The 25,180-nt window shown below is 41.3% G+C and carries 20 protein-coding genes; 16 read left to right on the plus strand and 4 right to left on the minus strand.

Translation table 11 applies throughout. From position 1 onward, the window contains the following. Positions 1-77 precede the first annotated feature (77 nt). The 3 genes from GXP67_RS28510 to GXP67_RS28520 all read right to left on the minus strand — a co-directional run bounded on the left by GXP67_RS28510 (position 78) and on the right by GXP67_RS28520 (position 6,624). On the minus strand, positions 78-4,190 hold the full coding sequence (locus GXP67_RS28510) for a chemotaxis protein CheB (RefSeq protein WP_162446283.1): 4,113 nt from the start codon (positions 4,188-4,190) through the stop codon (positions 78-80). Between the two features lie 205 nt (positions 4,191-4,395). Continuing rightward, positions 4,396-5,925 carry a GAF domain-containing protein gene (locus tag GXP67_RS28515; protein WP_162446284.1) on the minus strand — a complete coding sequence of 510 codons (1,530 nt, stop codon included), beginning with the start codon at positions 5,923-5,925 and terminating at the stop codon, positions 4,396-4,398. Positions 5,926-6,048: 123 nt separating this feature from the next. After that, a complete protein-coding gene (locus tag GXP67_RS28520; RefSeq protein WP_162446285.1) occupies positions 6,049-6,624 on the minus strand; it encodes a biliverdin-producing heme oxygenase in 576 nt (191 codons plus the stop codon). 157 nt (positions 6,625-6,781) lie between these two features. Here GXP67_RS28520 and GXP67_RS28525 point away from each other — a divergent pair, with 157 nt between their 5' ends. Beyond that, positions 6,782-7,195, plus strand: coding sequence for a response regulator (locus tag GXP67_RS28525; protein WP_162446286.1), 414 nt, complete (start codon positions 6,782-6,784; stop codon positions 7,193-7,195). Positions 7,196-7,349: 154 nt separating this feature from the next. On the opposite strand, the gene glgP is transcribed toward GXP67_RS28525, so the two are convergent. After that, a complete protein-coding gene (gene glgP, locus GXP67_RS28530; protein WP_162446287.1) occupies positions 7,350-9,002 on the minus strand; it encodes an alpha-glucan family phosphorylase in 1,653 nt (550 codons plus the stop codon). A 509-nt stretch (positions 9,003-9,511) separates the two neighbouring features. Here glgP and GXP67_RS28535 point away from each other — a divergent pair. The 15 genes from GXP67_RS28535 (at position 9,512) to GXP67_RS28605 (ending at position 25,116) form a co-directional block, all read left to right on the plus strand. Next, positions 9,512-10,435: a bestrophin family protein gene (locus GXP67_RS28535; RefSeq protein WP_162446288.1), complete on the plus strand. Its 924-nt coding sequence runs from the start codon at positions 9,512-9,514 to the stop codon at positions 10,433-10,435. Positions 10,436-10,597: 162 nt separating this feature from the next. Beyond that, entirely contained in the window at positions 10,598-11,305 is a 708-nt protein-coding gene (can, locus tag GXP67_RS28540) for a carbonate dehydratase (RefSeq protein ID WP_162446289.1), read from the plus strand. 83 nt (positions 11,306-11,388) lie between these two features. After that, the gene (locus GXP67_RS28545; protein ID WP_162446290.1) at positions 11,389-11,862 is read left to right on the plus strand and encodes a Dps family protein; all 474 of its coding nucleotides are present in this window, start codon (positions 11,389-11,391) and stop codon (positions 11,860-11,862) included. Between the two features lie 106 nt (positions 11,863-11,968). After that, positions 11,969-13,060 (plus strand): ISAs1 family transposase, encoded by a 1,092-nt coding sequence (locus tag GXP67_RS28550; protein ID WP_162441340.1) that lies wholly within the window; start codon positions 11,969-11,971, stop codon positions 13,058-13,060. 128 nt (positions 13,061-13,188) lie between these two features. After that, the gene (locus tag GXP67_RS28555) at positions 13,189-13,497 is read left to right on the plus strand and encodes a phosphoribosylpyrophosphate synthetase (protein WP_162446291.1); all 309 of its coding nucleotides are present in this window, start codon (positions 13,189-13,191) and stop codon (positions 13,495-13,497) included. Positions 13,498-13,950: 453 nt separating this feature from the next. Further along, entirely contained in the window at positions 13,951-14,220 is a 270-nt protein-coding gene (locus GXP67_RS28560) for a glutaredoxin family protein (RefSeq protein ID WP_162446292.1), read from the plus strand. A gap of 95 nt (positions 14,221-14,315) precedes the next feature. Beyond that, the gene (locus GXP67_RS28565) at positions 14,316-15,731 is read left to right on the plus strand and encodes an ATP-binding protein (protein WP_162446293.1); all 1,416 of its coding nucleotides are present in this window, start codon (positions 14,316-14,318) and stop codon (positions 15,729-15,731) included. A gap of 247 nt (positions 15,732-15,978) precedes the next feature. Further along, positions 15,979-17,388, plus strand: a complete 1,410-nt coding sequence (locus tag GXP67_RS28570; protein WP_162446294.1) for an ATP-binding protein — start codon at positions 15,979-15,981, stop codon at positions 17,386-17,388. Between the two features lie 404 nt (positions 17,389-17,792). Beyond that, positions 17,793-19,454 (plus strand): response regulator, encoded by a 1,662-nt coding sequence (locus GXP67_RS38080; protein ID WP_162446295.1) that lies wholly within the window; start codon positions 17,793-17,795, stop codon positions 19,452-19,454. Between the two features lie 103 nt (positions 19,455-19,557). Then, positions 19,558-19,806, plus strand: coding sequence for a hypothetical protein (locus tag GXP67_RS28580; RefSeq protein ID WP_162446296.1), 249 nt, complete (start codon positions 19,558-19,560; stop codon positions 19,804-19,806). A 50-nt stretch (positions 19,807-19,856) separates the two neighbouring features. Then, positions 19,857-20,549: a DUF4178 domain-containing protein gene (locus tag GXP67_RS28585; RefSeq protein ID WP_162446297.1), complete on the plus strand. Its 693-nt coding sequence runs from the start codon at positions 19,857-19,859 to the stop codon at positions 20,547-20,549. A 169-nt stretch (positions 20,550-20,718) separates the two neighbouring features. Then, entirely contained in the window at positions 20,719-22,092 is a 1,374-nt protein-coding gene (locus tag GXP67_RS28590) for a TFIIB-type zinc ribbon-containing protein (RefSeq protein ID WP_162446298.1), read from the plus strand. Between the two features lie 43 nt (positions 22,093-22,135). Beyond that, positions 22,136-22,477: a hypothetical protein gene (locus GXP67_RS28595; RefSeq protein WP_162446299.1), complete on the plus strand. Its 342-nt coding sequence runs from the start codon at positions 22,136-22,138 to the stop codon at positions 22,475-22,477. Positions 22,478-22,672: 195 nt separating this feature from the next. Beyond that, a complete protein-coding gene (locus GXP67_RS28600) occupies positions 22,673-23,083 on the plus strand; it encodes a VOC family protein (protein ID WP_162446300.1) in 411 nt (136 codons plus the stop codon). Between the two features lie 653 nt (positions 23,084-23,736). Further along, positions 23,737-25,116: a UDP-N-acetylmuramate--L-alanine ligase gene (locus GXP67_RS28605; RefSeq protein WP_162446301.1), complete on the plus strand. Its 1,380-nt coding sequence runs from the start codon at positions 23,737-23,739 to the stop codon at positions 25,114-25,116. Positions 25,117-25,180 lie beyond the last annotated feature (64 nt).

The following is a 25,180-nucleotide window of genomic DNA, read 5'->3' on the forward strand; positions in this document are numbered from 1 at the left end:
ATATTCTAAAGAAAAAGCGGCGGGTTTTTAATCCGCCGCTTTTTCTTTAGAATATATCCCTGCATTGAACTTGTAGCCTATTGGCCGATCTTCAAAAACACTTTAAAAATGGTGCCTTTGTCCGGCTGACTTTCTACTTCAATACTCCCGCCTGCATTCTCGATAATGCGTTTTACAATATACAAGCCTACCCCGGACCCATCTACATGGTCGTGAAAGCGTTTAAACATATTGAATAGGTTGGGTATATTATCTTCACTGATGCCTAACCCATTATCTTCTACCGTAATCAGAACAAAATCATCCACTTTTGTGCTCTTCACTTGCACCAGCAACTGTCTTTCGGATGAGCGGTATTTTACCGCATTGGAAAGCAGGTTATACAATACGCTATACAAATTTTTTCTGGAAAACTTCACCTGCAGGCATTCTTCAAAATCCAGGCGGATATTGGCACCAGAGCCTACGATCATGTCCCGGATGTTTACAAAAATATCTTCCGAAAGCTCATATAAGTTAATCCATTCTATATCATCCTGGTCGCTTTTCTGAATGCGCGAAATGTCGGTCAGGTCATTAATGGTATTCTTGAATTTATCAATGGTAGTGCGCATCAGGTCAAGAATAAAGGAGAGTTCCTCATTATCGGTTTGTAGTTTCTTATTCAGATTCTTTACCAGGCCTTCCAGGTTAATAATCGGCGCCTTCAAATCGTGCGAAGCGGTGTATATAAAATTATCCAGGTCATTGTTGATGCGGAGCAGGTTTTGATTGGTAACTTCAAGTTCTTCCTGCATTTTTCGCTGGCTGGTCAGGTCAATAAATGAACCTAGCATCCGGTAGGGAATTCCATACTCGTTGTGCAACACATAACCTCTACCGAAAATAAAAGCGTAGGAACCATCGGCCCGGAGAAAACGGTATTCATCTGACCATTGTTTATGGCCGCTATTAAGTACCTGGTCAATACCCTGAATTACCCGTTCTTTTTCCTCAGGATGGAGGCGGTTATACCAGGATTCTATCCCTTTTTCTATGCGCACTTCGCTGTAGCCAAACATTGTTTTAAACCCTTCGTTCCACCACAATTCATTGCTTACCAGATTCCAGTCCCAGATCACATCGTTGGTGGCCAGAGAAATCAACCGGAAACGCTCTTCGCTGGCTGAAAGCTCTTGTGTCCGTTTAGCTACCCTTTTTTCCAGTTCATTGTTGAGTTTCTTTAAATTTTCTTCTGCCTTTTTTACATCCTCATACGCCCTGAGCAGTTTTTCCTCGGCACGTTTTTTCTCACTGATATCAGCAAAAGTAACAGCTATGCCATCCTCCATTTTAATGGCGATGATTTCAAGCCAGAGTTTCAGCCCATCCTGTTCATAATAATGCTCAATATGTAAAGGTTTGCCGGTTTCAACTACATCCGTATATTTATCAAACAATCCTTCATCGCGGTTGCCCGGCATTTCCCGCAGGAGCCGCTTTCCTATCAGATCATTTTTTTCGCGCCCTAATAACTGACGAGAAGCGTCGTTGGTAAGCGTCCACTCAAAATCAACTATTTCATTCGCTTGGCTACGGATGGATTTAAAACCCATAATGCCATTGAGTGAACTATTGAGTACACCCGAAACGATCAGGTTCAGGTTTTTAAGTGCTGTTACATCTACAAACGTGATTACTACCCCATCTGTCCGCTTATCCAGCCGGATATAGGGCAGCATTTTCATCAGATAATAGCGCCCATCCCGGAGTTCAACCTCTTTTTCAATACTATCGGAAGTTGCTATCACTTGCCGGATATCTTCAATAAGCCGGTCATATTTAATATTATTCGAAAAATGGTGAATAGGCCGCCCTACATCCGACTCAATAATATTGATCTGGTTGATAATAGCCGGGGTATATTTACGGATAATCAGACTTTTGTCAATAAAGATCTGACCGATATCAGTACTTCTGAAGTAATTATTCAGATCGTCGTTGAGTTCGATCAGTTCTTTAATCTTAAGCTGATGTTCGGTATTAACCGTATGTAATTCCTCATTGAGCGATTGTAGTTCTTCATTGGTACTCTGTAATTCTTCATTGGAAGAAAGGAGTTCTTCATTGCTCGACTGTAATTCTTCATTGGAAGTTTCCAGTTCTTCTACAGCCGCATTCAGGTGGACTTTGGTTTCTTTCAGTTCCTGTTCTACTTCCCTGAAATACTCGATATCAGCGGCTGGTTTATTTGGGTTTTCTGATTCTCCTACAGATGATTGCTGAACTTTCTCTTCATTAAACAGCACCAGAATTCCTTTCTGCGAACTGTCTTTGCTGAGTACGAAAGGTTTTACGATAATACTGATAAACCGGATTTTAGACTTTTCCTTCCACCGTACATTTTTCACGATTACCTTATCATTGTTTTTTACAGCCCGCCGGATAGCCACGCCTAAGGGCACAGATAAGTCTTCGGGTACCATTTTCAGCAGGTTAAACTGGAGCCTTTTTTCAGGTAATTTTAAATACTTTTTATATTCGCCTACAGCCTGAATCAGTTCGTACTCTTCACTTATAAAAATACCCGCATACCCGGATTCTTCAATGAGCGCATCACTGAAGACATCCATCATTTTGTTGATCATACTCTGCCGGGAAAGGGCTAGCGTAGGGGTAATGGTCGCCAGTTCTCTTTTATCTCTTGCTAATGGAGGCAGGTAAGAATCGAAAGTAAAGTTGCGTGATGCCCGGATACTCTGGTAAATCTTCCATTTCCGGCTGACTTCCGAAAGTTCGGAACTGAGTTCGCCAGGATTTTCACTGGAACCCAGCATGAGATAGCCGCCTACATTGAGCGAAAAATGGAAAGTAGTCAATATTTTACGTTGCAGGGACGGGCTCATATAAATAAGCATATTCCGGCAGGAAACCAGGTCTATTTTGCTGTAAGGCGGATCTTTAATCACGTTGTGGTGGGCAAAAATGACCATCTTCCGGATGTGCTGGTTGATGATATATTTGCCGCCTTCCTGGGTAAAAAAGTTTTCAAGCCGTTCTTCCGAAATATCTTTGGCGATATTGGGATTGTAGATGCCTCTTGCCGCAATTTCTACCGCTTCTTTATCTACATCGGTTGCAAAAATTTTAACATTCAGGTCTTTGTTAAGGTGATCTAAATGTTCCTTTACCAGAATGGCTAAGGTATAAGCTTCTTCTCCGGTACTGCAGGCAGCCACCCAGATTTTAAGCTGATCACCAGGTTCTTTTTTATCAATGATCGCCGGCAATACTTTTTTCCGGATTACATCAAATGCCTGCCCATCTCTGAAAAACTTAGTGACACCAATCAGGAAATCTTTGCTGAGAATTTCAGCTTCACCAGGATGCTGTTTCAGAAAGGAGAGGTATTGTTGCAGGCTGTCTAATTCGTAATATACCAGCCGGCGCATAATCCGGCGCTTGATGGTATGCGGCTTATAAGAGGTAAAATCATACTGGGTGGTATTTTTTATCAACAGCAGAATTTCAGCCAGACAGCTTTCTTCTTCATCCATTTCGTTGTGTTCGAAATATTTGAGGAGGCGGCCTTGTTTAATAAATTTGAAAATTTCCTCAGGCATCATTTCCGGCGGAAGGATCAAATCGCTGTGGCCTGAAATAATGGCGCTGTTGGGCATTCCATCAAACTTTGCTGTTAGCGGATCTTGTACAATTACAATACCGCCTGACTTTTTTATAGTTTCAATGCCTTTGGTGCCATCCGTGCCGGTGCCCGATAATATAATGGCAATGGCTTTATCCCCTTTTTCTTTGGCCAGAGACTGGAGGAAAATATCGACGGCGGTATTGGGAACATCGGCTGCTCTTTTTTCTGTAAGCCTGATCTTTCCGTTTTTGAGTGTCATCAGCTTTCTGCTGGGAATTACATACACACAGTTGGGCATGAGCAGGGTGCCATCTTCGGCTTCTGCTACTTTCATTTGTGTATGCTTGCTGAGCAGTTCTACCAGCAAACTTTTATAATCGGGAGAGAGATGCTGTACAATAACAAAAGAAAAATGAGTATCTGCCGGCATGTTATCAAAAAACTCATGCAATGCCTCCAGTCCTCCGGCAGAAGCGCCAATCCCGATAACATACGCATCTTGCCAGCCAGATCCGGAACCAGAAGCAGTTTGTACAGCAGCAGATGCATCTTTTTTCATCATTCAATCAAACGGGTTTAAAAGCAAAGGGTTAAATATTACAGAATTACAGAATTACAGAATTACAGAATTACAGAATTACAGAATTACAGAATTACAGAATTACAGAATTACAGAATTACAGAATTACAGAATTACAGAATTACAGAATTACATTTCTTTATTCACTCAATCATTCATCCCTTCTGTCAGTCAGTAATCCCTTCTATCACTCACTCAATATTCTTTCCAAAACGGAAGTTCGCAAATTTTCGGCTGTTTCCAGCACATCGGCTGTCCAGGAGGCAGATGTATGCTTAACTGTTTCTTGCCAGGTAGCGAATGAATTCCTGGGATGATAAGTAGACCCATCCGGATCAAACTGAATTCGTTCATTGGGATTTCCGCCCCATTCTACCGTCTGGATTACTTCCGGACGGAAACCCAGAATAAAATTACCTTTCCTGAAAGAAATGGGAATAACCAGTAAACCACTGCCTTTAGACGCATATTCAGCACTTCCGGCAAATAACCTGGGCAAAGTATCTGTAGCAAAAACTTTTTCTACCCGCTGAATCTGTAGCCAGCTAATGATCTGTTTGATCTGGTCCGAAGCAGGTGTTTTTCCGCTTGTTTTCAGTTCGCCATCGTACATTACTGCAATTCCATCCGCTTCCAGCAGATCCAGCAAGTTTGGAGATTTACTGAAAAACCCTTCGAGGAAATTTTTGCTGGCGTACATTTTTTCGAGGAGCCTGGCATGAATCCGGTCGGCCCGGGATTTGTTCCGCAAATACATTTCTTTTTCGCCAGCCATAATCTGGGTGGCAATTACATTGGAAATTAGCTCAAAAGCAGCCCTGATTTCATATAATGGGAATTTGGGAGTTTTATGATGACAAGAGATCAGGCCCCATAACTGAGAGTGAATAATAACAGGGGTAGACATAGAGGCCGTTACATTCATGTTTTTCAGGTATTCTACATGCACTGGTGGCACACTCCGTAGGGTACATTCGGATAAATCGGTGAAAGCTTTAGTAACCGGATTGAGTACCGGAATAAGCCTGGAAGGAGCAAAATTTCGGTCAGGAATGAGCCGGTAGGGCGTATTCAGGTATAAATCACGGGCTTGTTTGGGTACATCGGAAGCCGGAAAATGCAGGTGTAAATACGGTTCCATATCCGCTTCTCTGGCTTCTGCAATCACGGTTCCATTCCAGTCTTTGTCAAACTGGTAGAGCATTACCCGGTCGAAACCAGACAACCGTTTGATCTCAGTAACGGCTATCTGCCCTAATTCGGTACTATTATCAGCCTCTTTCAATGCAGACATGATGTATTTTACTTCCTGGTACAACTCTAAAAAATTGCCTGCCCGTTCTTCTTGCGGCTGCATTTCAATTTCAATCATGGCATACGCTTCTTTCAGAAAAAGGGTAGCCGAACTATCTATATTTCCGGTAGGCGTAATGATACTCAAATGGAGGGGAATTCTTTCTTTTACCTGCCAGGTGCTTGCTTTGCCGATTATTTCATCGATGGAAGATTGTTCAATATAACTGGCCAGGGGCTGATTGAGTATTTTATCCGCTGGTACACCTAATAATTGCTGGCTATTTTCACTCACCTGCACAATCGTTTGCAAAGCCTTATCTGTAACCAGTAGTATGCCATGTGGCTGAATTAAATTAACCAGATGGAGGGGAATACTGCCGCAGAATTCCGAATCGTAATTTTTTCTCTCTGTAACCTGCATGTGTGGTGGTTTGGTTAAAGTCGGTAATATGGGTCAATGGTTATTCGTCATTGTTGTAAACTGAATAGCAGTGATTCAATTTGCTGCAAAATTAATACTATTAAAGCTACTACCCACGAATGACTATTGGCCTGTGTCGAGCCATTTTTTAAAAGTTGTAAAAGTATCATTGGCCGCTGTAATTATATCCTGGTCGGTGTGGAAGGTTGATGAAAAACTAATTAAAGCCTGCTGAAAAGATTTCCATTTCTGGCCGGTTTCACTGCCATATCCATAAAAGAAAGAAGCTCCGTTGGTATAATCCAGTCCTAAGTGCTGTTGCACCCGGTTGTAAATCATTTTTCCACCCAGAGTTGATCCTTCCATTACATACAGGCAGCCCATCGCCTGGCTTATGTTTTCTATGTCAGGCAAGGAGTTACTTAAGGTGGGAGTAGTATAATCTGATCCTAACAATGCTTTCAAATCAATACTAAGCAAACTGGCCTTTCTTCTGGAAGCAAAATCAGGCAGATGTGTATGAATTGCAAACGCCTGCAAGGCTGACTCTAATGGTTGAAAAAAACCGTAGAAATGTTGCAGGATCACAATGTAATTATCCCTGGTCAAACTTCCTTCAGAAAGTGGTAGTAATATAGGGCTTTGCTCCAACCTAAGGTGATTCTCTTCCGTTTTATTTCTTAGTTCCTGTGTAATCATGCTGATTTTTTAATCTACTTGCGTTTTTTACTTATACCTCTTCCTTATGATTACCGTATAAACCGCAAAAGCCTGCAAGCCAGATACGAAATTGATAACAAAATGGCGGGAAATAAAGAATTTTTTAAATTAAAATTGCAATGTCCTATTAAACACTATGAATCAGTCCATGCCGAAAATTAATTGTATTTTACTGATAGACGACGACAGAGTTACAAATTATTTACATAAAATAGTAATAAACGATATGGAGGTGAGCCGCCATATCGAAATCAAGCAGAATGGGAAGGAAGGTTTACAATACCTGGCAGCGTGTGCTAAAGAAGGAAATCTGCCTGAACTGGTGCTGGTAGATTTGAAAATGCCTGTAATGGATGGCTTCGAGTTTGTAGATGCCTACCGGAAAATGAACCTGCCGGAAGATATTACCAGAATTGTGATGCTTACTACTTCTTCCAACCCGAAAGACATTGAAAAAATGCAGGAGAAAGGAATTACCGATTTTTTTGATAAACCCTTAACGGAAGAAAAGCTAATGCTTTTGATGGAAAAATATTTTGTAAAAGAATAGTATGATAGCAGTTGTCAATAAACTGTTATTCTTTATGCGCTCAATATATTAGATATTCTGCTTTTATAACAAACAATAAACCCGCAAGTAGCTACACCTGCGGGTTTATTTATATGGTCAAATGGTGATCTTTCGATCTTTAACCGTAATTGAACTATGCTTCGTACAGTTTTTTGTAATATTCGTGTACCATGCGGTCGGAGTCGAACATAGGCGAAACATCACTCATGCTCCGCTTAACAATCTGACGCCATTTATCAGGTTTATCATAATATACAGGAAGAATTTCTTTTTCCAGAATATCCATCATCCGTTCGTAATCTTCATTGTCCTGTTGGTCAATGGGCAGGGTAGGATCAGTAGCAGGAATCATAAACGCATTTTCGCCATGTTTGGCAAACTCTATCACCCAGCCATCGCTGATTGAGAAATTTACGGCTCCGTTCATGGCGGCTGTCATCCCACTGGTTCCGGAAGCTTCCCTGGGACGACGAGGGGTATTGAGCCATATATCTGCTCCTTTTTTCAATAAGGCCGACAACCCAAGTTCATAGCCTGTGAGTACGGCACAATTGCGCACTTTACGGGTGGAAGTAACCAGGTGGTTAAACACGCTCACCGCATTTGCATCAAGCGGATAAGGTTTACCTGCCCAGATAACCTGGATGGGATACTTGGTACTGGAAATTAATTTATTGAAGCGGATAATATCCCGTTTCAGCAAGTCAGCCCGCTTGTATTCAGCAAAACGCCTCGCCCATACAATAGTAATCACATTTTTATCGAAAATTTTTCCTGTCTGGTCGGCTACAACATCCAGGAGGCGTTTTTTCAGGTGCAGTTTCCGGTGAAATAAATCCTGGTCATTACCAGCTGACAGTGCCTTATCCATGGCCCGGTCTGCCCAGTATCTTTTATTCTGGGCATTGGTAATGGCAAGAATAGGACAAATACCGGGATTGCCTAGCCACATATCTCTTGAAACTTCTCCATGCAATTGAGAAACCCCGTTAGCCAGTTTCGACATCCGCAGGGCAACCAGCGTATGGCTGAAACTGTCTTCTTCCACCTGCGTGATCTGACGTACTTCTTCAAGTGGGATTGAACTGAAAAAGCCCATGGTATCCAGCATATGGATCGGATGCTCTTCATTTCCGGCTTTCTCTGGCGTATGTGTGGTAAACACCATCCGTTTTTTTACTTCTTCCAGGTCTTTGTATTTGGCATACAAATGGAAAGCCAGGGGAAGGGCATGGCCTTCGTTGAGGTGATGCATATCGGCACCGCCTACTGCTTCTACTACTTTAGCTCCTCCAATCCCCAGAACGATGCTCTGGGCAATGCGGGTATAGGTATTGTTATCGTATAATTTGTGGGTGATCGTTTGAGCCAGATGGTCGTTTTCAGCAATATCGGTTGTTAAAAAATACATCGGAACTGTTCCGAATACATCCGGTTTCAGATAATAGGCCTTTACATAAATCTGGTGTTTGTTTACATAAATGGGCACGATAATATTAGGGTCATCCAGGAAGTTATAATATTTCTGCTGAAACAATACATTCATGGTATTGTCGCCATTTCTTATCTGATCATAATATCCATATTTCCACAAAATGCCGATACCGAATAAGTTTTGTTTCTGGTCATAGGCACTCCGCATATGGGAGCCAGCTAAAAAGCCCAGACCACCGGAATAAGTTTTGAATGACTGGTGAATGGCATACTCCATGCTGAAATAGGCTACTCTTTTGGTGTATTTGGGGTTGTATTCGTAAGGATGTTGTAACGTGTGAACCTGACTCATGGGCGATTAATGTAAATTAGGAATATTTAAGTTTAAAAGCTTTAAAAACTGCATACTGATTTTCAGCATGATACTCATTTTACAGATAAAGCTTAAACGATGGTATATCTGTATCAATAAATTGCGTCCAAATTTAAATGATTTTTTGAAAAACAATTTTTTATTTATGTGCAATCCTATAAAAGTCCTTACACCCATGCACTTAACAAAGTAAGAATAGTATTTTATGGAGAAAATAAAAACCCCAGACTACTGCCAGTCTTCTGCATAAAATGGATACTTATATAAAATTGTTAGTGCTGAAGCCTTTTTACATGTGAAATGCCTGCACATTTATACTTACAAACCCTGAAAATTTTAAAAATAATACACATTCTGATTCCAAATCAACCTTCTTTCAACTTTGACTGTTGCTGGTCGGCTGAAGGCTACCTGTCTTGCATTTCTGATTTTTTTTTTCCTAACTTGAACCCCCATCCTTACAAACTACCCCATATCATCGATACATTATGGTCATTTACGACAACAAGCAATGGTTTAATACATTAGTTAATTTTTCAAGAAGCTACGTTATTCAGCAGCTTTTCAGAAGTACCCTGATGGTAGGCATTGTTACCGCCATCTTTTGCGTGCTGGTAATAGATGTATTTCAGTTTGAGATCAGGTTTCAATCCAGCTTATTTTCTTTACTGGGTATTGTACTCAGTATTTTACTCGTATTCCGCACCAATACCGCCTACGACCGGTGGTGGGAGGGAAGAAGGCTGTGGGGTGGCCTAGTGAACAATAGCCGTGACCTTGCCCTGATGATGCACAGTATGCTGGACCGGGGTAATATGGAAGACCGGAATTATTTTGCCAAACATATCGCTAATTTTGCTGTGGCGCTCAAAGAACATCTCCGGAATGGCGTTAAATTAGAAGAGCTTTATCACCTGGATGAGCGGGAAATTGTGATGTATAAGCAGCGGCAACACATTCCTAACCAGATCATTGCCAGTTTGTATGAACGTACCCAGCATTTGTGCCGCAGCGAAGCCATCACCGGTTTTGATAGTATTCCTATCCGCACCCATCTGCAGGCCTTTACAGATATACTGGGTGCCTGCGAACGGATAAAAAGAACGCCTATTCCTTTCTCTTACAGCATTTACATCAAAATCTTTATTATGTTGTATGCGCTTATATTACCCTTCGGATTGATTGAAGAATTTGGTTATTTTACTATCTTTCTGGAGATGCTGCTCTTTTATGCATTTATTGGGATAGAACTCATGGCTGAAGAAATTGAAGATCCTTTCGGCCTGGATTGTAATGATCTGCCTACCGGTACGATTGCAACTACCATCAAAAACAATGTATATGAGATTTTGTGTTTATATAAAGAAGTAGAGAAAGAAAAAGTAAGAGAGTTGTATGAGAAAGTGTTCTAAGTAAATGAATGAGTGGTTGAGAGATTAATTTCTGGATTATTAAAGTTGGAGTTAATTAATGAATATTCACTCCATCACTCATCTACTCCATCGCTCATTTTCAAATTAGCCTCTAAAGCAACGTAATTCGTAATTTATCATTCGTAATTAAAATAAGCCCCTATGTTAGAAACCGTTAAACGCCTGCTAGATAATAACCAGGAATGGGTTCAGGAAAAGCTTTCTGAAGACCCAGCTTTTTTTGAATTTCTCGCTAAAGGACAACAACCCAAATTTTTGTGGATCGGTTGCTCAGATAGCCGGGTACCTACGGACGTGATTACCAAAACAGATCCTGGGGAAATGTTTGTACACCGCAACATTGCCAATCTGGTGATTAATACCGACATGAATATGCTGAGTGTATTGCAGTATGCCGTAGATGTGCTCAAGGTAGAACATATCATTGTATGCGGCCATTATGGCTGTGGTGGTGTTAGAGCCGCCATGACCAACCAGCATTACGGACTGATCGATAACTGGCTGCAACAGATCAAAGATACCTACAACTTTTACTGGCCATACCTGAAAGGGCTCAGTCATGAAGAGCAGGAAGCCCGGCTGGTAGAATTCAGTGTCGTGCAGCAGGTATATAACCTGGGTAAAACCAATACGGTGCAGAATGCCTGGGAGAAAGAAGGCCGTCCCTACATTCACGGATGGGTATACGACATCAAAACCGGAAAACTGGTGGTGCAAACGCCCATGATTCATGATAATAAAGGCATCGACCGGATCTGCCGCTTTGCCAATTCCAACATTTCCTTTAAAGAGGGCTACCTGGAAGATGTGACAACTTTTGAAGAAATAACTGATCCTAGGCAGAGCTAAGGGGTGAATTTTGCTTTATCTTCATTCTATAAACATCTAATCATTAACACCAAACATAAATCATTTAACTACCTGAATCTTCTATGAAAACCAATATTGGCCTGGATGAAAAAGACCGGGCAGGCGTAACAGTTATTCTCAATCATTTGCTTTCCGATGAATACCTGCTGTATACCAAAACCCGCAATTATCACTGGAATGTAACCGGAAGGGATTTTCATGAACTGCATATCTTTTTTGAAAAGCAATATGAAGCCCTTGATGAAATTATTGATGAAGTAGCCGAAAGAGTTCGTTCACTTGGGTATCATGCATTTGGTACGCTGGAACAGTTTAAAAAATTTTCCCGGCTGAAAGAAGAAGTAGGTGATGTGCCTCCGGCAGATAAAATGCTGCAACACCTGCTGGCTGACCACGAGACAGTGATCCGGCAATTGCGTGAAGACCAGCAAACGGCAGCAGAAAAATACCACGATGCCGGCACCAGCGATTTTCTAACCGGCCTGATGGAGCAACACGAAAAAATGGCCTGGATGCTCCGGGCTTTCCTGAGCTAGATGCTGGAAGATAGAGGTTTGAGGTTGGATAACTGTATCAGGCTTATGTAAACTAGGGTTTCCGCACCAAAGATAGAGAAAAAGGAAAGAGGGGCTAACTTTGTGCATGGAACTTAAAAAGATACTAAACAAAGTAGCTGATTTTCGGGTGCAAGGCCGCTGCTTACATCTATTAGCAGATATTTTAGGCTTAGTTTTATGTGGGGTAATAGCCGATTGTGATGACTTTGACGAGATAGCAGATTATGGCAAAGATAATACAGCGTTTCTGCAGCAAGAACTAGGATTAAGTTTTGTTAATGGTATACCTTCTGCTGACACTTTAAATCGGGTGATCAGACACCTGGATAGCCATAGTTTGGAGCAATGCTTCAAAGCGTGTGTAGCTGGCTTCTCCTTAGCAGGCAAGCAGGTATGTATAGATGGCAAAGAATTGAGAGGTACTATACCTGCAGGCAAAAAGCATGCTTTGGTTCGTATGGTCAATGTATGGGTAGAGGAACATAGCTTAAGCTTTGGACAAGTAGCCGTAGAAGCCAAGAGTAATGAGATTACAACTATTCCTGCTTTATTAGATACCCTTGATTGCAAAGGTAGTATCATTACTATAGATGCTATTGCTTGTCAGCAGGCAATTGTAGAAAAGATCAGGGATAAGCAAGCCCATTATGTGATTGCCCTAAAGGCTAATCAAGGTGTACTCTATGAGCAGGTAGCCCATTTTATGCAAATCAATAAGTCTGCTCTCGCTTTTAATCAGCAACTAGATAAAGCCCATGGCAGAGGAGAAGAACGTAGGGTATATATTGCTCAATGCATTGATTTGGTAGAGGAAAAGGAAAAATGGCAGGACTTACATACTTTAGTCATGGTAGAAAGAAAACGCATTATAGCAGGCAAAAAGCAAGAACAAACCCTGTTCTATATAAGCAGTTTAACAGATACAGACCCTGCCTTGTACAGCCGCTACATAAGAGGCCATTGGGCGATAGAGAATGGCTTGCATTGGCAACTAGATGTTACCTTTAGGGAAGATGAGGCTAAAGTCAGGAAAGATAAAGGACCCATCAATCTGCATCTGATTAGAAAGTGGTCTTTGCATCTGCTCAAAAAAGAGCCTTCTTGCGTGAGTGTCAAACGGAAAAGAAAAAAAGCTAACAGAGACACTAATTTCCTGTTAGCTATTCTTAAAACTTAATATTTAGTGCGGAAACCCTATATGTAAACGGTTATCAGTTGAAATGATACTTCAATAATTCCTTCTAACTTCCATCTTCCAACCTCTGTCTTCTAATTTACAACCACCAACTTTCAATTTCAACTAGTATGCAACAATACGAAACCCTGACAGATGCCCTCAATGACCTACAGGAGCGTGGCTATGTCTATAATTTTAACCTGGCCGACGATTGCCTGGAATGTAAGGAAGAAAATGTACGGCTGCATCCTGAGCAGTTTGCTATTACTGAATTTTACCGTTTCGAAGGTCCCTCAGACCCGGCAGACAACTCTGTGGTATATGCCATTGAATCTGATCAGGGTGTTAAGGGAGTGCTGGTCAATGCGTATGGGGTATATGCTGATAGTATCTCTGCAGATATGATCAATAAATTGCGTACAGTTACTTCTGCCTGAGTACTAAGATGCGATGAGCAGCGGTGATTCAGTAAATAGAAGTATGTTCATAAAGTTTATATCCGGAAGGCTTTCATGGATTTCATGTCTGATAAGTATTATTTCCATCATTGGATTGATGATGATAAACCAGCAGATTGCTGTTCGTTATATACAAGCAGATGGAAAAACAAAGGCGCTATTTGGAATTATTGAATTGACGTTTATGTATAAGTATTATCTACTTATACCGGCTCTTATAGCCTTACGAATAGGGATGGTTTCTTACCGGAAAGAGCAAAAAAAGACAATTCCTGTAATTGCAATTGTATCAGCCTGTTTAGCCATCCTGCTTATAGTGTTGAGAATATGGCGGCTGATGATATGATAACTAAACTGACCAGCTGATTTAACCTGAGTGTTAGTTGTTACCCTTACAATATTTCAATCTTTTAATCCGTCATTGAATATACGATGCAGAAACTCAAACCCCTTTTATACGGTACAGACTGGTGTCCCAAAACTACCGGCTTCAGAAATTATTTCCAGTTAATGGGTATTTCCTACGAATATTTCAATGTAGAAAAAGACCCGGATGCAGAACAGGCAGTCAAAGATATGAACAATGGAAAAATCAAATTCCCGATGGTGGTAATAGGAGAGAAAAAGCTAAAAAATCCGTCGATCCAGGATTTGAACATTGCCTTAAACAGTTATGGTTTACTTACCCAGGAAGCAGAGTGAAACAAGTCAGTGAATGAGAGATTGAGTGATAGAGAGAATATTTTATAGCCTGTCAATAACCATTCTTCCAATAACAATTGACTAATGACCCGATTATGGAGCACATGATATTAAAAGAATTAGAAGAGATAGAACTGTTTGCTGACCTGGAAGAAGAAGAATTGATGTGTGATATCTGGGGAGAAACAGTAACGTACAAAGCTGGTCAGCAGATGTGGCAGGAGGGAGACGAAGCCAGATATTTTATGGCGGTGCTGGAGGGCACTTTCCAGATATACCGCATTATTAAAGGCCAGCATTTATTTATCAATACTTTTACCAAAGGGATGACCGGGGGAGAATTAGCGCTGCTGGCTGGTACGCCTCATCCTGGAAATGCAGCAGCCATTACGGATGTAAAACTGCTCCTGATTGATGAAGATAATTTCTGGAAAATGCTGGCAGATTGTGAGCCTGTCCGCAAGAAGATATTACGTAACATGGCCGAACGGCTGAAGGAAATTAATATTCTCTCGTTCCAGCGCGAAAAATTGCTTTCTCTGGGTACCATGGCTGCAGGACTGGCGCATGAACTCAATAATCCAGCATCAGCTGCTAAACGGGCTTCGCAAAACCTGATCAAAACCATCGACGAATTTGATTTTCATTCAACAGAAGTGCTTAAATGGGTAATGTTCAAGGAACCCAACCGGGAGGGATTTCTGTTTCAACCCATCCGTGATATTATCAATACGCCAGTAAAACTCGACTCCCTCACCAGTAGCGAACATGAAGACAACCTGATCAGCTGGATGGAAGAACAGGGCGTAGACGATGCCTGGGATATGGCATCTACCCTGGTTTCAGCCGGATTTACCAGCGAAAATCTATCTGATTTCACGCAGCAACTGGTACCCAAATATATTCCCAGTTTTCTGCGGTGGATACACAAAGAAGTAGAAATGCGCCAGTTATCACTGGAACTGAAAGAAAGTACCAGCCGCATTTCAGATCTGGTGACGGCCATTAAATCGTATTCCTACATGGACCAGAACATACAGGTTGCCCAGAAAGTAGATGTGCATGAAGGAATTAACAATACCTTACTGATTCTGAACCATAAGTTTAAAACAAAAAATATTAAGGTAATCAAAGAATATGGAGAAGGTATTCCACAGGTATCGGCTTTCGGCAGTGAACTCAACCAGGTATGGACCAACCTGATCGATAATGCCATTGATGCCGTTCCTCAACAGGGAGGAAAGATTATTGTAAGAACTTATATAGATGACACTTGTATTGTTTCCAGAACCGTAGCCGTAGCCATTATTGACAATGGAATAGGAATTCCTAAAGAGATTCAAAATAAAATATTTGAACCTTTTTTTACAACCAAAGGCGTTGGCAAAGGTACCGGACTAGGGCTGGAAATCGCCCACCGCATTATTGTAAACCAGCATAAAGGCGATATAGAAGTTTCCTCTGAACCCGGAAATACAATCTTTACGGTATATGTACCCATTGATGTGTAGATAATTACGAATTACGAATTACGAATTACGAATTACGAATTACGAATTACGAATTACGAATTACGAATTAACTTTTCTTAAAAGCTTATTTGAAAAATGAGTGATTGAGTGGATGAGTGATGGAGTGAGTATATCCTAAGCAGTTTACTTGTTTAACAATCCTGTCATTTAACAATTCAGCAATAAAACCATCTAATCATCCAACATTCATTCACTCAATCACTCATTCGCTCAATCACTTACTCCCATGACACAGGAACTCACGCAATATTTAATAGAAGAATTACAGGCCATTCCTACATTTAATGGGTTGCCGCAGCAACAACTGGTCTGGTTTGTAGAACATGCCAGTATCCGTCAGGTGGAGGAAGACGAAAAAGTGTTCAGAAAAGGAGAACAGGCTGATCTTATGCTCATTATTTTGAAGGGAGCAGTCCAGTTGCTGCTGGAACAAAACGGACAGGTTCTTCCCATCAGCACCATTCATAAAGGAGATATCACCGGATTATTGCCTTACTCCCAGATGAAAGTAGCAGGTGCAACCGGAATAGCTACGCAGTCTACCAACCTGCTTATTTTTCACCGCAATGATTTTCCTGCCTTACAGGAAACATGTCCTGAACTTGTTGCCCGTTTAGTAACAGTAATGACGAGCCGTATCCGGGAGTTTACCAAAGTACAGGAACAACGGGAGAAAATGCTTTCGCTCAGCAAACTATCTGCCGGTCTGGCTCATGAACTGAATAATCCCGCAGCCGCCATTGTCCGGACGATTGCCCAGATTCGCAAGCGGCTGGGTAAATTACCCAAGAAGGTGAAACAGTTAAGCAGACATCAATTAACAGATGAACAATTAAGCGCCATTACCAAGTTGATCGAGCGCAAAGTCAGGCAAACGGCCCTGAAATTATCCAGTTTGCAGCAAAGTGAAGCTGAGGATGAACTCATTACCTGGATGGAAGAACGGCAAATAGAAGAACCCTGGTGTCTGGCAGAAACTTTTGTAAAAACAGGTTTGCATGTGGAAGATTTGCAAGCCATTTCCCAGCAAGTGCCTGCCTCGGCCTTATCGGATGTTCTGGACTGGGTAGAAATGAGCCTGAGCAACGACTGTTTGTTGCAGGAAGTGGAAGATTCATCCTCCCGTATTTCTCAGATTGTGGATAGTGTAAAGGTATACACCCACATGGACCAGGCTTCTGACAGGCAATGGGTAGAACTGCATACCGGTATTGATAGTACCCTGCTCATGATGGCCCATAAACTGAGAAGTAAAAATATTGAGGTTGTGCGCCAGTATGGGGAGAATGTGCCGCCGGTACGGGGTATTGTATCTGAGCTCAACCAGCTTTGGACTAACCTGATCGATAACGCGATTGATGCCATGTCTGTAGGAGGAAAGCTGGAAATTGTTACCTTTCATGAAGGAAAGATGACCGTAGCCAGCTTTATAGACAATGGAACTGGTATTGTCCCGGAAATACTGTCTAAAATATTTGATCCTTTCTTCACGACAAAAGAAATAGGCAAAGGCACTGGAATGGGTTTAGATATTTCTAATCGTATTGCCATGAACCACAATGCCGTTATCCGGGTAGAATCCAGACCAGGTCGAACCCAGTTTTCTGTTAACTTTCCATTAGAAATGGTAGAGTAATTACGAATTACGTTTCTTTAAAATCTTATTTGATTGAGTATATGAGGTTGTGTCCATAATGACAATAATGATAATCATAGAAGTAAAGGACCTCAACAAAAAATTAATTAATATTCCATGTGCGGGAGAATAAATGAAAAGCAGGGTGCGCGTTAGAATGAGCCAGGAAGCGTTTTTCATTTTGCCACAACTGCGTTGGCTCTCTTCGCATTTGTATGCTCAAGAGTGTTTTGTTACTTTTATTTTGGGCAAGCAAAATAAAAGTAAAGACGGCCTAAGTCATAAAACGCTTATTCATATTTACAGAAATGAGCCTTGACCACAACCTTACAAAATTAAAGACTAGTAAACTACTGACGAATGAATTTCAGTGAAGCAAATTGAACAATAACTATTAACCACTTATGAAACCACCTATCCTTTTTGTAATAGATGATGATCCCCAGGTATTACGAGCCATTGAACGGGATTTAAGAAGCCGTTACCGGAGAGAATACCGGGTACTCAATGCCAGTTCGGGCGATGAAGCCCTTGAGACAGTAAAAGAATTAAAACTAAGGAACGAAGTGGTCGCTCTCTTTCTTTCCGACCAGCGAATGCCTGGCATGCTGGGCGTAGATTTTTTGCAGCAAGCCCGTACCCATTATCCGGATGCCAAACGGGTATTACTCACGGCGTATTCTGATACAAACGCTGCCATTAAAGCGATCAACGAAGTACAGTTGGATTATTATTTGATGAAGCCCTGGGACCCTCCTGAGGAAAAACTCTATCCGGTAATTGATGGATTGCTAGAAGAATGGCAGAATAGTTACCGGCCAGAGGTACAAGGCATTCGAATTCTGGGATATCAATGGTCGCCGCAGTCGCATACGATCAAGGATTTTCTGGCTGGGAATCTGATTCCCTATACCTGGCTGGATGTAGAAACCTCTGACAAAGCAACCAAACTCTTGGCTTTGAGTAATGCAGAACGTAAAGATTTACCGGTGGTATTTTTCGAAGATGGCAGCTATCTGGTAAAGCCTGATCTGGCCTCACTGGGAACCAAAGTAGGCTTAAAATCCCAGGCTTCGGAAAAACTCTATGATGTGGTCATTATCGGTGCTGGTCCTGCCGGATTGGCGGCAGCGGTTTATGGAGCATCTGAAGGATTAAAAACCTTATTGATAGAAAAACGTGCTCCAGGCGGACAAGCCGGAACCAGTTCCCGGATTGAAAACTACCTGGGCTTTCACAATGGCTTAAGCGGGTCAGAACTTACTTTTCGGGCACTTACCCAGGCCACCCGTTTTGGTGCCGAAGTACTGACACCACAGGAAGTCGCCAATATTAAACTCAAGGAACAATACAAGATATTGCAACTGGCAGATGGAACAGAGGTAAATGCCCGCAGCATTGTGCTGACCACTGGCGTAAGTTACCGCATGCTGGGAGCCAAAGGAGAGGAGAAATATACCGGAGCTGGTGTATATTATGGAGCTGCCAATACAGAAGCCTATGCGTGCGCAGAACAGGATGTGTATATTGTAGGCGGCGGCAACTCTGCCGGACAGGCAGCCATGTACTTATCTAAATATGCCCGGAGTGTGCATATCCTGGTGCGGAAGCCGGATTTAACCGCTACAATGTCGCAGTACCTGATCGACCAGATTGCTGCTACCAAAAATATTGCGGTATGTGGCAAAACTGTTGTAACCGAAATGAGAGGAGAAGGCCGTCTGGAAGAAATTACCATTCAAAACATAGAAACAGGCCAGACAGAAGTAGCCAAAACCCAATCAGTGTTTATCTTTATAGGCGCCAAACCTTGTACCGACTGGATGCAACTCGATATTCTGCGGAATGATAAAGGCTACATAGAAACTGGCCGGGAACTACTCCGTTTTGATAACTTCAAGAAAAAATGGAAACTTGAACGGGAACCGTATTTACTGGAATCGAGCATGCCAGGTATTTTTGCCGCCGGCGATGTACGCGCCGGAGCCATGAACCGGATTGCTTCTGCTGTAGGAGAAGGCGCTATGGCCATCAAGTTTGTGCATGAATACCTCGCAGAGCCGTAATCCAAGAGTATTGGTTATGTTGCACCATATTTTAGGCTTTAGGCATAATGAAACGCTAAGTATGCTACCTAACAAAGATATTGTAATTTAACTATAAACAGCCATGAAAACCTTTATAAATCGATTTAATCAAATTATGGCTAGCAGCCCTGAAATGATTATGAATACTAAAGAATACGAGCAAAATGTAAAAAATATCAAGGCAGAAATCACCCTGAAATATTCCCAAATGATTAGGCAGGAAAAGAATGCTTTTAAAAGAGTACTGCTAAAAATTAAAAAGAGAAGCGAAATAAAGAAAGTTATCAAACAGTTAACTTCTCTCGATAAACTTTATTTAGTTGCGGAATAGCTTATAAATATAATAACTAAGACTAACTCTTGCTTCGACTGAACGCCTTCATGCTACATCAAAGTGGTGTTATAGTAGGAACGATGCAGGAAAACTATTCCATTTACCAAAAAGCGTACTATCGTTATATGTCATTTCAAACACTGAATTGTCCTTCTTGTGGTGCTGAACTGGAACTGCAGTACCGGCATTCCAAAATGGTGGTGTGTAAATACTGCGGACAAACCAGTTATATTAATGCAGGTCTGGCTGACCCGACAGGAGAGAAAATTTTACTGGCCGATTATGGTTCTTTATTATCCGTGGGGAAGCGGGGGAAACTGAAAGGCAAAACCTTTCAGGTGCTAGGCCGGTTGCGGTTCGATTATGAAGATGGCTTCTGGGATGAATGGCTCATCTGGTTTGATGGGCAGGAGTATACTGATTTCTGGCTGCAGGAAGATGAAGGAGAATTTACCCTATTCACCAAAAAAGAATTATCATACAGAGTTCCGGAATTTGACAAGGTAAAAGTAGCTAACCAGATGGCCATAAACGGACAGGGTGTATTTGTGACTGAAAAGAACCGGGCTACTATTAATGGTGGTGAAGGCGAACTGTCTTTTCAGGTAATGCCCGGAGAACAGGCCGATTTTATTGATGGCATTCTGGAAGGAAAACCAGTAAGTCTGGAATATATGCCTGGAGAAACGGTGTTTAATATCGGAGAAACTGTAGCCCTCACGGATTTTCAATGGCTATAATATAAAATTGTAGAATTACAGGATTACAGAAGGTCAGAATAATAAATAAATTATTATAATTCAGTAATTCAGTAATTCAGTAATTCAGTAATTCAGTAATTCAGTAATTCAGTAATTCAGTAATTCAGTAATTCAGTAATTCAGTATTTTTTCCATGTACTAACAAACCATGAGTGCTATTCAGCCGCAAGCCTATTTTAAATCTATCCGGCAGTTTAAATGCAGTAATTGTGCCGGTGAAATCTCGCTGATCAATAAGCGGACAAGGTATGTGGCCTGCCAGTATTGTGGTACCGTACAGGATGCCCAGTCAGAGGCGCACCAGATTATTACCAGATTAAATGCTCCTTCCCAGTTTCCGCCTAAGTCTTTTATAAAGCTGGAGATGAAAGCAGTATTTTCCGGCAAAAATTATCAGGTACTGGGCAGGACCAGGTGGCGTTCCAAATATAAGGAATACTGGTCGGAGGAAGGCGAAACCGGCTATTCGGATGAAACCTGGGAATACGATGAATGGGTGTTGATGGGAGAGGATTTTACCTATTTCTACCTGATCGAAGATTCTGATGGATACGCTGTTTCCCAGTCTGTTTTTCCTAAGTATCCTACGCTGCCGAAAGGAACGTCGATGATGAATTTTTTAGCTGGCAAACAGGAAAGGGTGGTAGAATATGGAGAATCGAAAGTGCTGTATTTCGAAGGAGAGTCTACTTATCAGATCAAGGCTGGCGACAAGGTGCAGTTCTCGCAGTATAATTCAGGCCGGTATAGTTATATTACAGAATGGCGGTTAAGGGAAGATGGAAAAGAGATTAAGGAAATTGAGTTTTTCCAGGAAGAGCCTTTTACTTACAAAGAAATATTAGCTGCTTTTGCCAATGATCCGGCAATTGCCCAGCTGAAACAGCAACTGGAAAAACGCAGCCGCAGCAGAATTTTCTGGCGGATTTCCTTCTGGCTTACGGCTATTGTATTTCTGGTATTACTGATTGGTTCAGCCGGAGAAGGGGAACAGGTATTTACGGCTACCTATCCAGTGCCGGTTGTCAGTCAGACTGGCGCTTCTGACGACGATGATCCGGAGGTGGTGGCTACTACCAAACCTATGCCCTTGCAGAAAGTGAACCGGGTGTATGAAGTTAAATTATCAGCCACTATGCCGGATAACTCTGATGTTTGGACCGGTCTGGAAATTCTGAATGAGAAAGGAGAAGTGATCAATGCCATTGAAGGTGATTTTTTCCGTGCTTCCGGAGAAGAAGCCTGGTATGAAGATGGAGAAAGTGGGGTAGAACACTGGGAAGAAAATGAAACCTCGCATACGGCAGTATACCGCCTGGATGAACCTGGAACATATTCTGCCAGGATATTTGCCATGCCGACCAAAATTCCGGATGCCACCGTTAAGCTGGAAGTATATGAAGGAAGTACATTAAGCCGCTATTATCTGATCGGTTTTCTGCTATTTACCTTGCTGGCTATTGTAAGTAGCGTTTCTGCATCTATGGCAAAAGCCGTGTATAAAAAGTTGCAGAATAAATAATTGGTCATTGGTCAGTAGTCAATGGTCAATTATAATTCAAAATATGATAGATAAACAACTACTAAAGGAAAAATTAAACTCAGGTTTCCTTCCACATAAAGAGAAATATGGGAATATTTCTCTTCAATATTTCAATAGCAATGATTTTATTGTTCCTGAGTCAGAACAAGTTATTGTCATCATAAAAGACAGAAGAGAAGATTTTACAGATGCTGCCGAATTTTTTATGCAATCTGTTCTGTATTATGGTATCTATTTTGGTCAACAATTTGATCAAAATTATTTAAGAGGGAGTTTGTTGGATGATTTTAAATTCATTTCGCTCGTTGATGCTCAATCAATCGTAGAAGATTTTTTGTCTACACTTCTCAAAAAAACCATATAATTTTAATTGGAAAGATGAATTTCAGTACGCTTTACTTATGTCTGATGATTGGAATGAAAAATTACTTATGATACAGTTTGAACAGGAATACATAACGTTTCAATGGTTTACTACTGCCTAAGATTATAAGCTGGAAGCAGAGACCCAGTCACTACAATGAAAATTAACTACTGACCAATGACCAATGATTAATCTATGAACCAATACATTGCCCAACTCGCGTTAGTAGTAGCTGATTATGATGAGGCCATAGATTTTTATGTGCGGAAAATGGGCTTTACCCTGATTGAAGACACCTTGATAAGTGAAACCAAACGATGGGTAGTAGTTGCTCCTCCCAGCACTGGTTCATGTAAACTCTTACTTGCCAAAGCCGCCACCGACGAACAAAAAAGCCGCATTGGCAACCAGACCGGCGGACGGGTATTTCTGTTTCTCCACACTGATGATTTCTGGCGGGATTATAAGCGTTTGCAAGCGCATAATATTCAATTTATCCGCCAGCCTTCCGAAGAAGAATATGGTACAGTAGCTGTATTTGCTGATCTATATGGTAACTTGTGGGATTTGATAGAGGCGAGGCAAAAGTCTACATTTATGAATTAATCAAGCATATAATGTTTCCATTTCAAAACAGGCGTATCTATACTTTTAATCTGCCAGAAACTTCAATGTTTGATCACCAAAAACTTATCAACTGCTTTTCAACTCAGTTAGATGTTATCAGCATTAGTCAAAATGTAATCAAATTTAAAAATTTTAAGTCTTTCCCTAAAAGACATAACTGGTTTAATGAAGGGATCATAGTGTGTAAAGTAGAAGGAGCGCAGTTACTGGTAAGTTTAGAATTGAATTATTATTATTATACGCCAACGCTATTACTGCTTTTTTCAATCTGGTTCTTTGTCTTTAAAATCGACCAAATCTGGTTAGCTATTGCAGTGATTAGTGCCTTTTGGACCGTTTACTATGGTTTGTATTTGTGGAGTGGTAGCCTGTTTAAGAGTGCCCTCTATAGTTGTATCAGAATAAATTTGCGCATCCGGCAGGTAATATGAAAATATTGTGTAGATGAATAATTTAATTGTTTATTAGCTAAAGACAAGCTATTTTGATACAAGATACAGTTTATACAGGTTAGTGTTTTATGATTGTATTGAAGTTTGTGCAGCAAATGTTACTTCAGGCGTTCAACTCTTTTTTATTTTCCTGCTACCAAAAATAAAATTCTCTTATTTTTGAATTTCAAATCTTACAGCATGGAGTCTATCGAAAGACAAAGAGTACACTTTATAGCCGTTGGTGGCAGTGCAATGCATAATCTGGCCATTGCCTTACACGATAAAAATCTTATAGTAACCGGTTCGGACGATGAAATTTACGAACCTTCTAAAAGCCGCCTGCAAAATCGTGGCATTCTTCCACAGGAAATTGGCTGGTTTCCCGATAAACTCGACAATACCATAGATGCAGTAATCCTTGGTATGCATGCCCGTCCGGATAATCCGGAACTGCAACGGGCCAAAGAATTAGGTTTGCCAGTATATTCGTATCCGGAATATATTTACCAGCAAAGTGTAGATAAGCAACGGATTGTGATTGCTGGCAGTCATGGAAAAACTACGATTACCTCCATGATTCTGCATGTGCTCAAACATTTTAACCGCAAGTTTGATTACCTGGTGGGGGCTCAGATCGAAGGTTTTGAAACAATGGTAAAACTCTCGGAAGATGCGCCCATTATTGTGATTGAAGGCGATGAATACTTATCCTCGCCCATCGACCGCCGGCCTAAGTTTTTGCATTACAAACACCACATTGGTCTTGTAAGTGGTATTGCCTGGGATCATATCAATGTATACCCTACGTTTGAAGATTATGTGCGCCAGTTTGATCTGTTCGCTGATTCAACCCCCAAAGGCGGTACGTTAGTGTATGACGAAACCGATGACCTGGTAGCCGTGATCTGCCGTAAAGAACGGGAAGATGTATTCAGCCAGGAATATGCAACCCACAAACATAAAATTGCAGACGGTCAAACCTATCTGGTAACAGAACACGGAGATGTGCCGGTTCAGGTGTTTGGCGAACATAATATGCGCAATTTGAATGGAGCCAGAATGGTACTTTCCCGAATTGGCATCAGCGATAAGCAATTTTACGAAGCCATTCAAACATTCAGAGGCGCTGCTAACCGCCTGGAAATTGTGGCTAAAAATAATTCTACCGTAATTTTTAAAGATTTCGCCCATGCACCTTCCAAACTGGAAGCTACCACGAAAGCGGTAAAAGAGCAGTTTCCCAACCGCCAGCTGGTAGCTTGTATGGAACTGCATACCTTCAGCAGCCTGAATAAAGAATTTTTGAAACAATATAAAGATACCTTCAATACGGCTGAAGAGTCTATTGTCTACTACAGCCCAAAAACGCTGGCACATAAAAAAATGCCTGAACTTACAGAAAATGATGTCCGGACAGCTTTTAACAATAAAAACCTGATTGTATTCACTGAAAACGAAGCCCTTCAGAAATTCCTGCTGCAAAAAAACTGGCAAAACAAAAACCTGCTGCTGATGAGCTCAGGCAACTATAACGGATTAGACCTCAAACAACTTAGCAGCCAAATATTGAATAATTAAACTCAGTCCACAGTCTTCAGAAAATTATAGAATAACAGGATTAAAGGATTACAGAATAATTCTT

The organism is Rhodocytophaga rosea (assembly GCF_010119975.1).
GTDB classification, from domain to species: Bacteria; Bacteroidota; Bacteroidia; order Cytophagales; family 172606-1; genus Rhodocytophaga; species Rhodocytophaga rosea.

What these genes read in the sequence shown, in the direction of transcription:
- GXP67_RS28565 (WP_162446293.1), top strand. Translation starts at nt 14,316, where the DNA reads ATGGAGCACATGATATTAAAAGAATTAGAAGAGATAGAACTGTTTGCT.
- GXP67_RS28520 (WP_162446285.1), bottom strand. Translation starts at nt 6,624, where the DNA reads ATGATTACACAGGAACTAAGAAATAAAACGGAAGAGAATCACCTTAGG.
- GXP67_RS38080 (WP_162446295.1), top strand. Translation starts at nt 17,793, where the DNA reads ATGAAACCACCTATCCTTTTTGTAATAGATGATGATCCCCAGGTATTA.
- GXP67_RS28590 (WP_162446298.1), top strand. Translation starts at nt 20,719, where the DNA reads ATGAGTGCTATTCAGCCGCAAGCCTATTTTAAATCTATCCGGCAGTTT.
- GXP67_RS28605 (WP_162446301.1), top strand. Translation starts at nt 23,737, where the DNA reads ATGGAGTCTATCGAAAGACAAAGAGTACACTTTATAGCCGTTGGTGGC.
- GXP67_RS28595 (WP_162446299.1), top strand. Translation starts at nt 22,136, where the DNA reads ATGATAGATAAACAACTACTAAAGGAAAAATTAAACTCAGGTTTCCTT.
- GXP67_RS28515 (WP_162446284.1), bottom strand. Translation starts at nt 5,925, where the DNA reads ATGCAGGTTACAGAGAGAAAAAATTACGATTCGGAATTCTGCGGCAGT.
- GXP67_RS28535 (WP_162446288.1), top strand. Translation starts at nt 9,512, where the DNA reads ATGGTCATTTACGACAACAAGCAATGGTTTAATACATTAGTTAATTTT.
- GXP67_RS28555 (WP_162446291.1), top strand. Translation starts at nt 13,189, where the DNA reads ATGCAACAATACGAAACCCTGACAGATGCCCTCAATGACCTACAGGAG.
- GXP67_RS28585 (WP_162446297.1), top strand. Translation starts at nt 19,857, where the DNA reads ATGCTACATCAAAGTGGTGTTATAGTAGGAACGATGCAGGAAAACTAT.
- glgP (WP_162446287.1), bottom strand. Translation starts at nt 9,002, where the DNA reads ATGAGTCAGGTTCACACGTTACAACATCCTTACGAATACAACCCCAAA.
- GXP67_RS28545 (WP_162446290.1), top strand. Translation starts at nt 11,389, where the DNA reads ATGAAAACCAATATTGGCCTGGATGAAAAAGACCGGGCAGGCGTAACA.
- GXP67_RS28600 (WP_162446300.1), top strand. Translation starts at nt 22,673, where the DNA reads ATGAACCAATACATTGCCCAACTCGCGTTAGTAGTAGCTGATTATGAT.
- can (WP_162446289.1), top strand. Translation starts at nt 10,598, where the DNA reads ATGTTAGAAACCGTTAAACGCCTGCTAGATAATAACCAGGAATGGGTT.
- GXP67_RS28560 (WP_162446292.1), top strand. Translation starts at nt 13,951, where the DNA reads ATGCAGAAACTCAAACCCCTTTTATACGGTACAGACTGGTGTCCCAAA.
- GXP67_RS28525 (WP_162446286.1), top strand. Translation starts at nt 6,782, where the DNA reads ATGAATCAGTCCATGCCGAAAATTAATTGTATTTTACTGATAGACGAC.
- GXP67_RS28580 (WP_162446296.1), top strand. Translation starts at nt 19,558, where the DNA reads ATGAAAACCTTTATAAATCGATTTAATCAAATTATGGCTAGCAGCCCT.
- GXP67_RS28550 (WP_162441340.1), top strand. Translation starts at nt 11,969, where the DNA reads ATGGAACTTAAAAAGATACTAAACAAAGTAGCTGATTTTCGGGTGCAA.
- GXP67_RS28570 (WP_162446294.1), top strand. Translation starts at nt 15,979, where the DNA reads ATGACACAGGAACTCACGCAATATTTAATAGAAGAATTACAGGCCATT.
- GXP67_RS28510 (WP_162446283.1), bottom strand. Translation starts at nt 4,190, where the DNA reads ATGATGAAAAAAGATGCATCTGCTGCTGTACAAACTGCTTCTGGTTCC.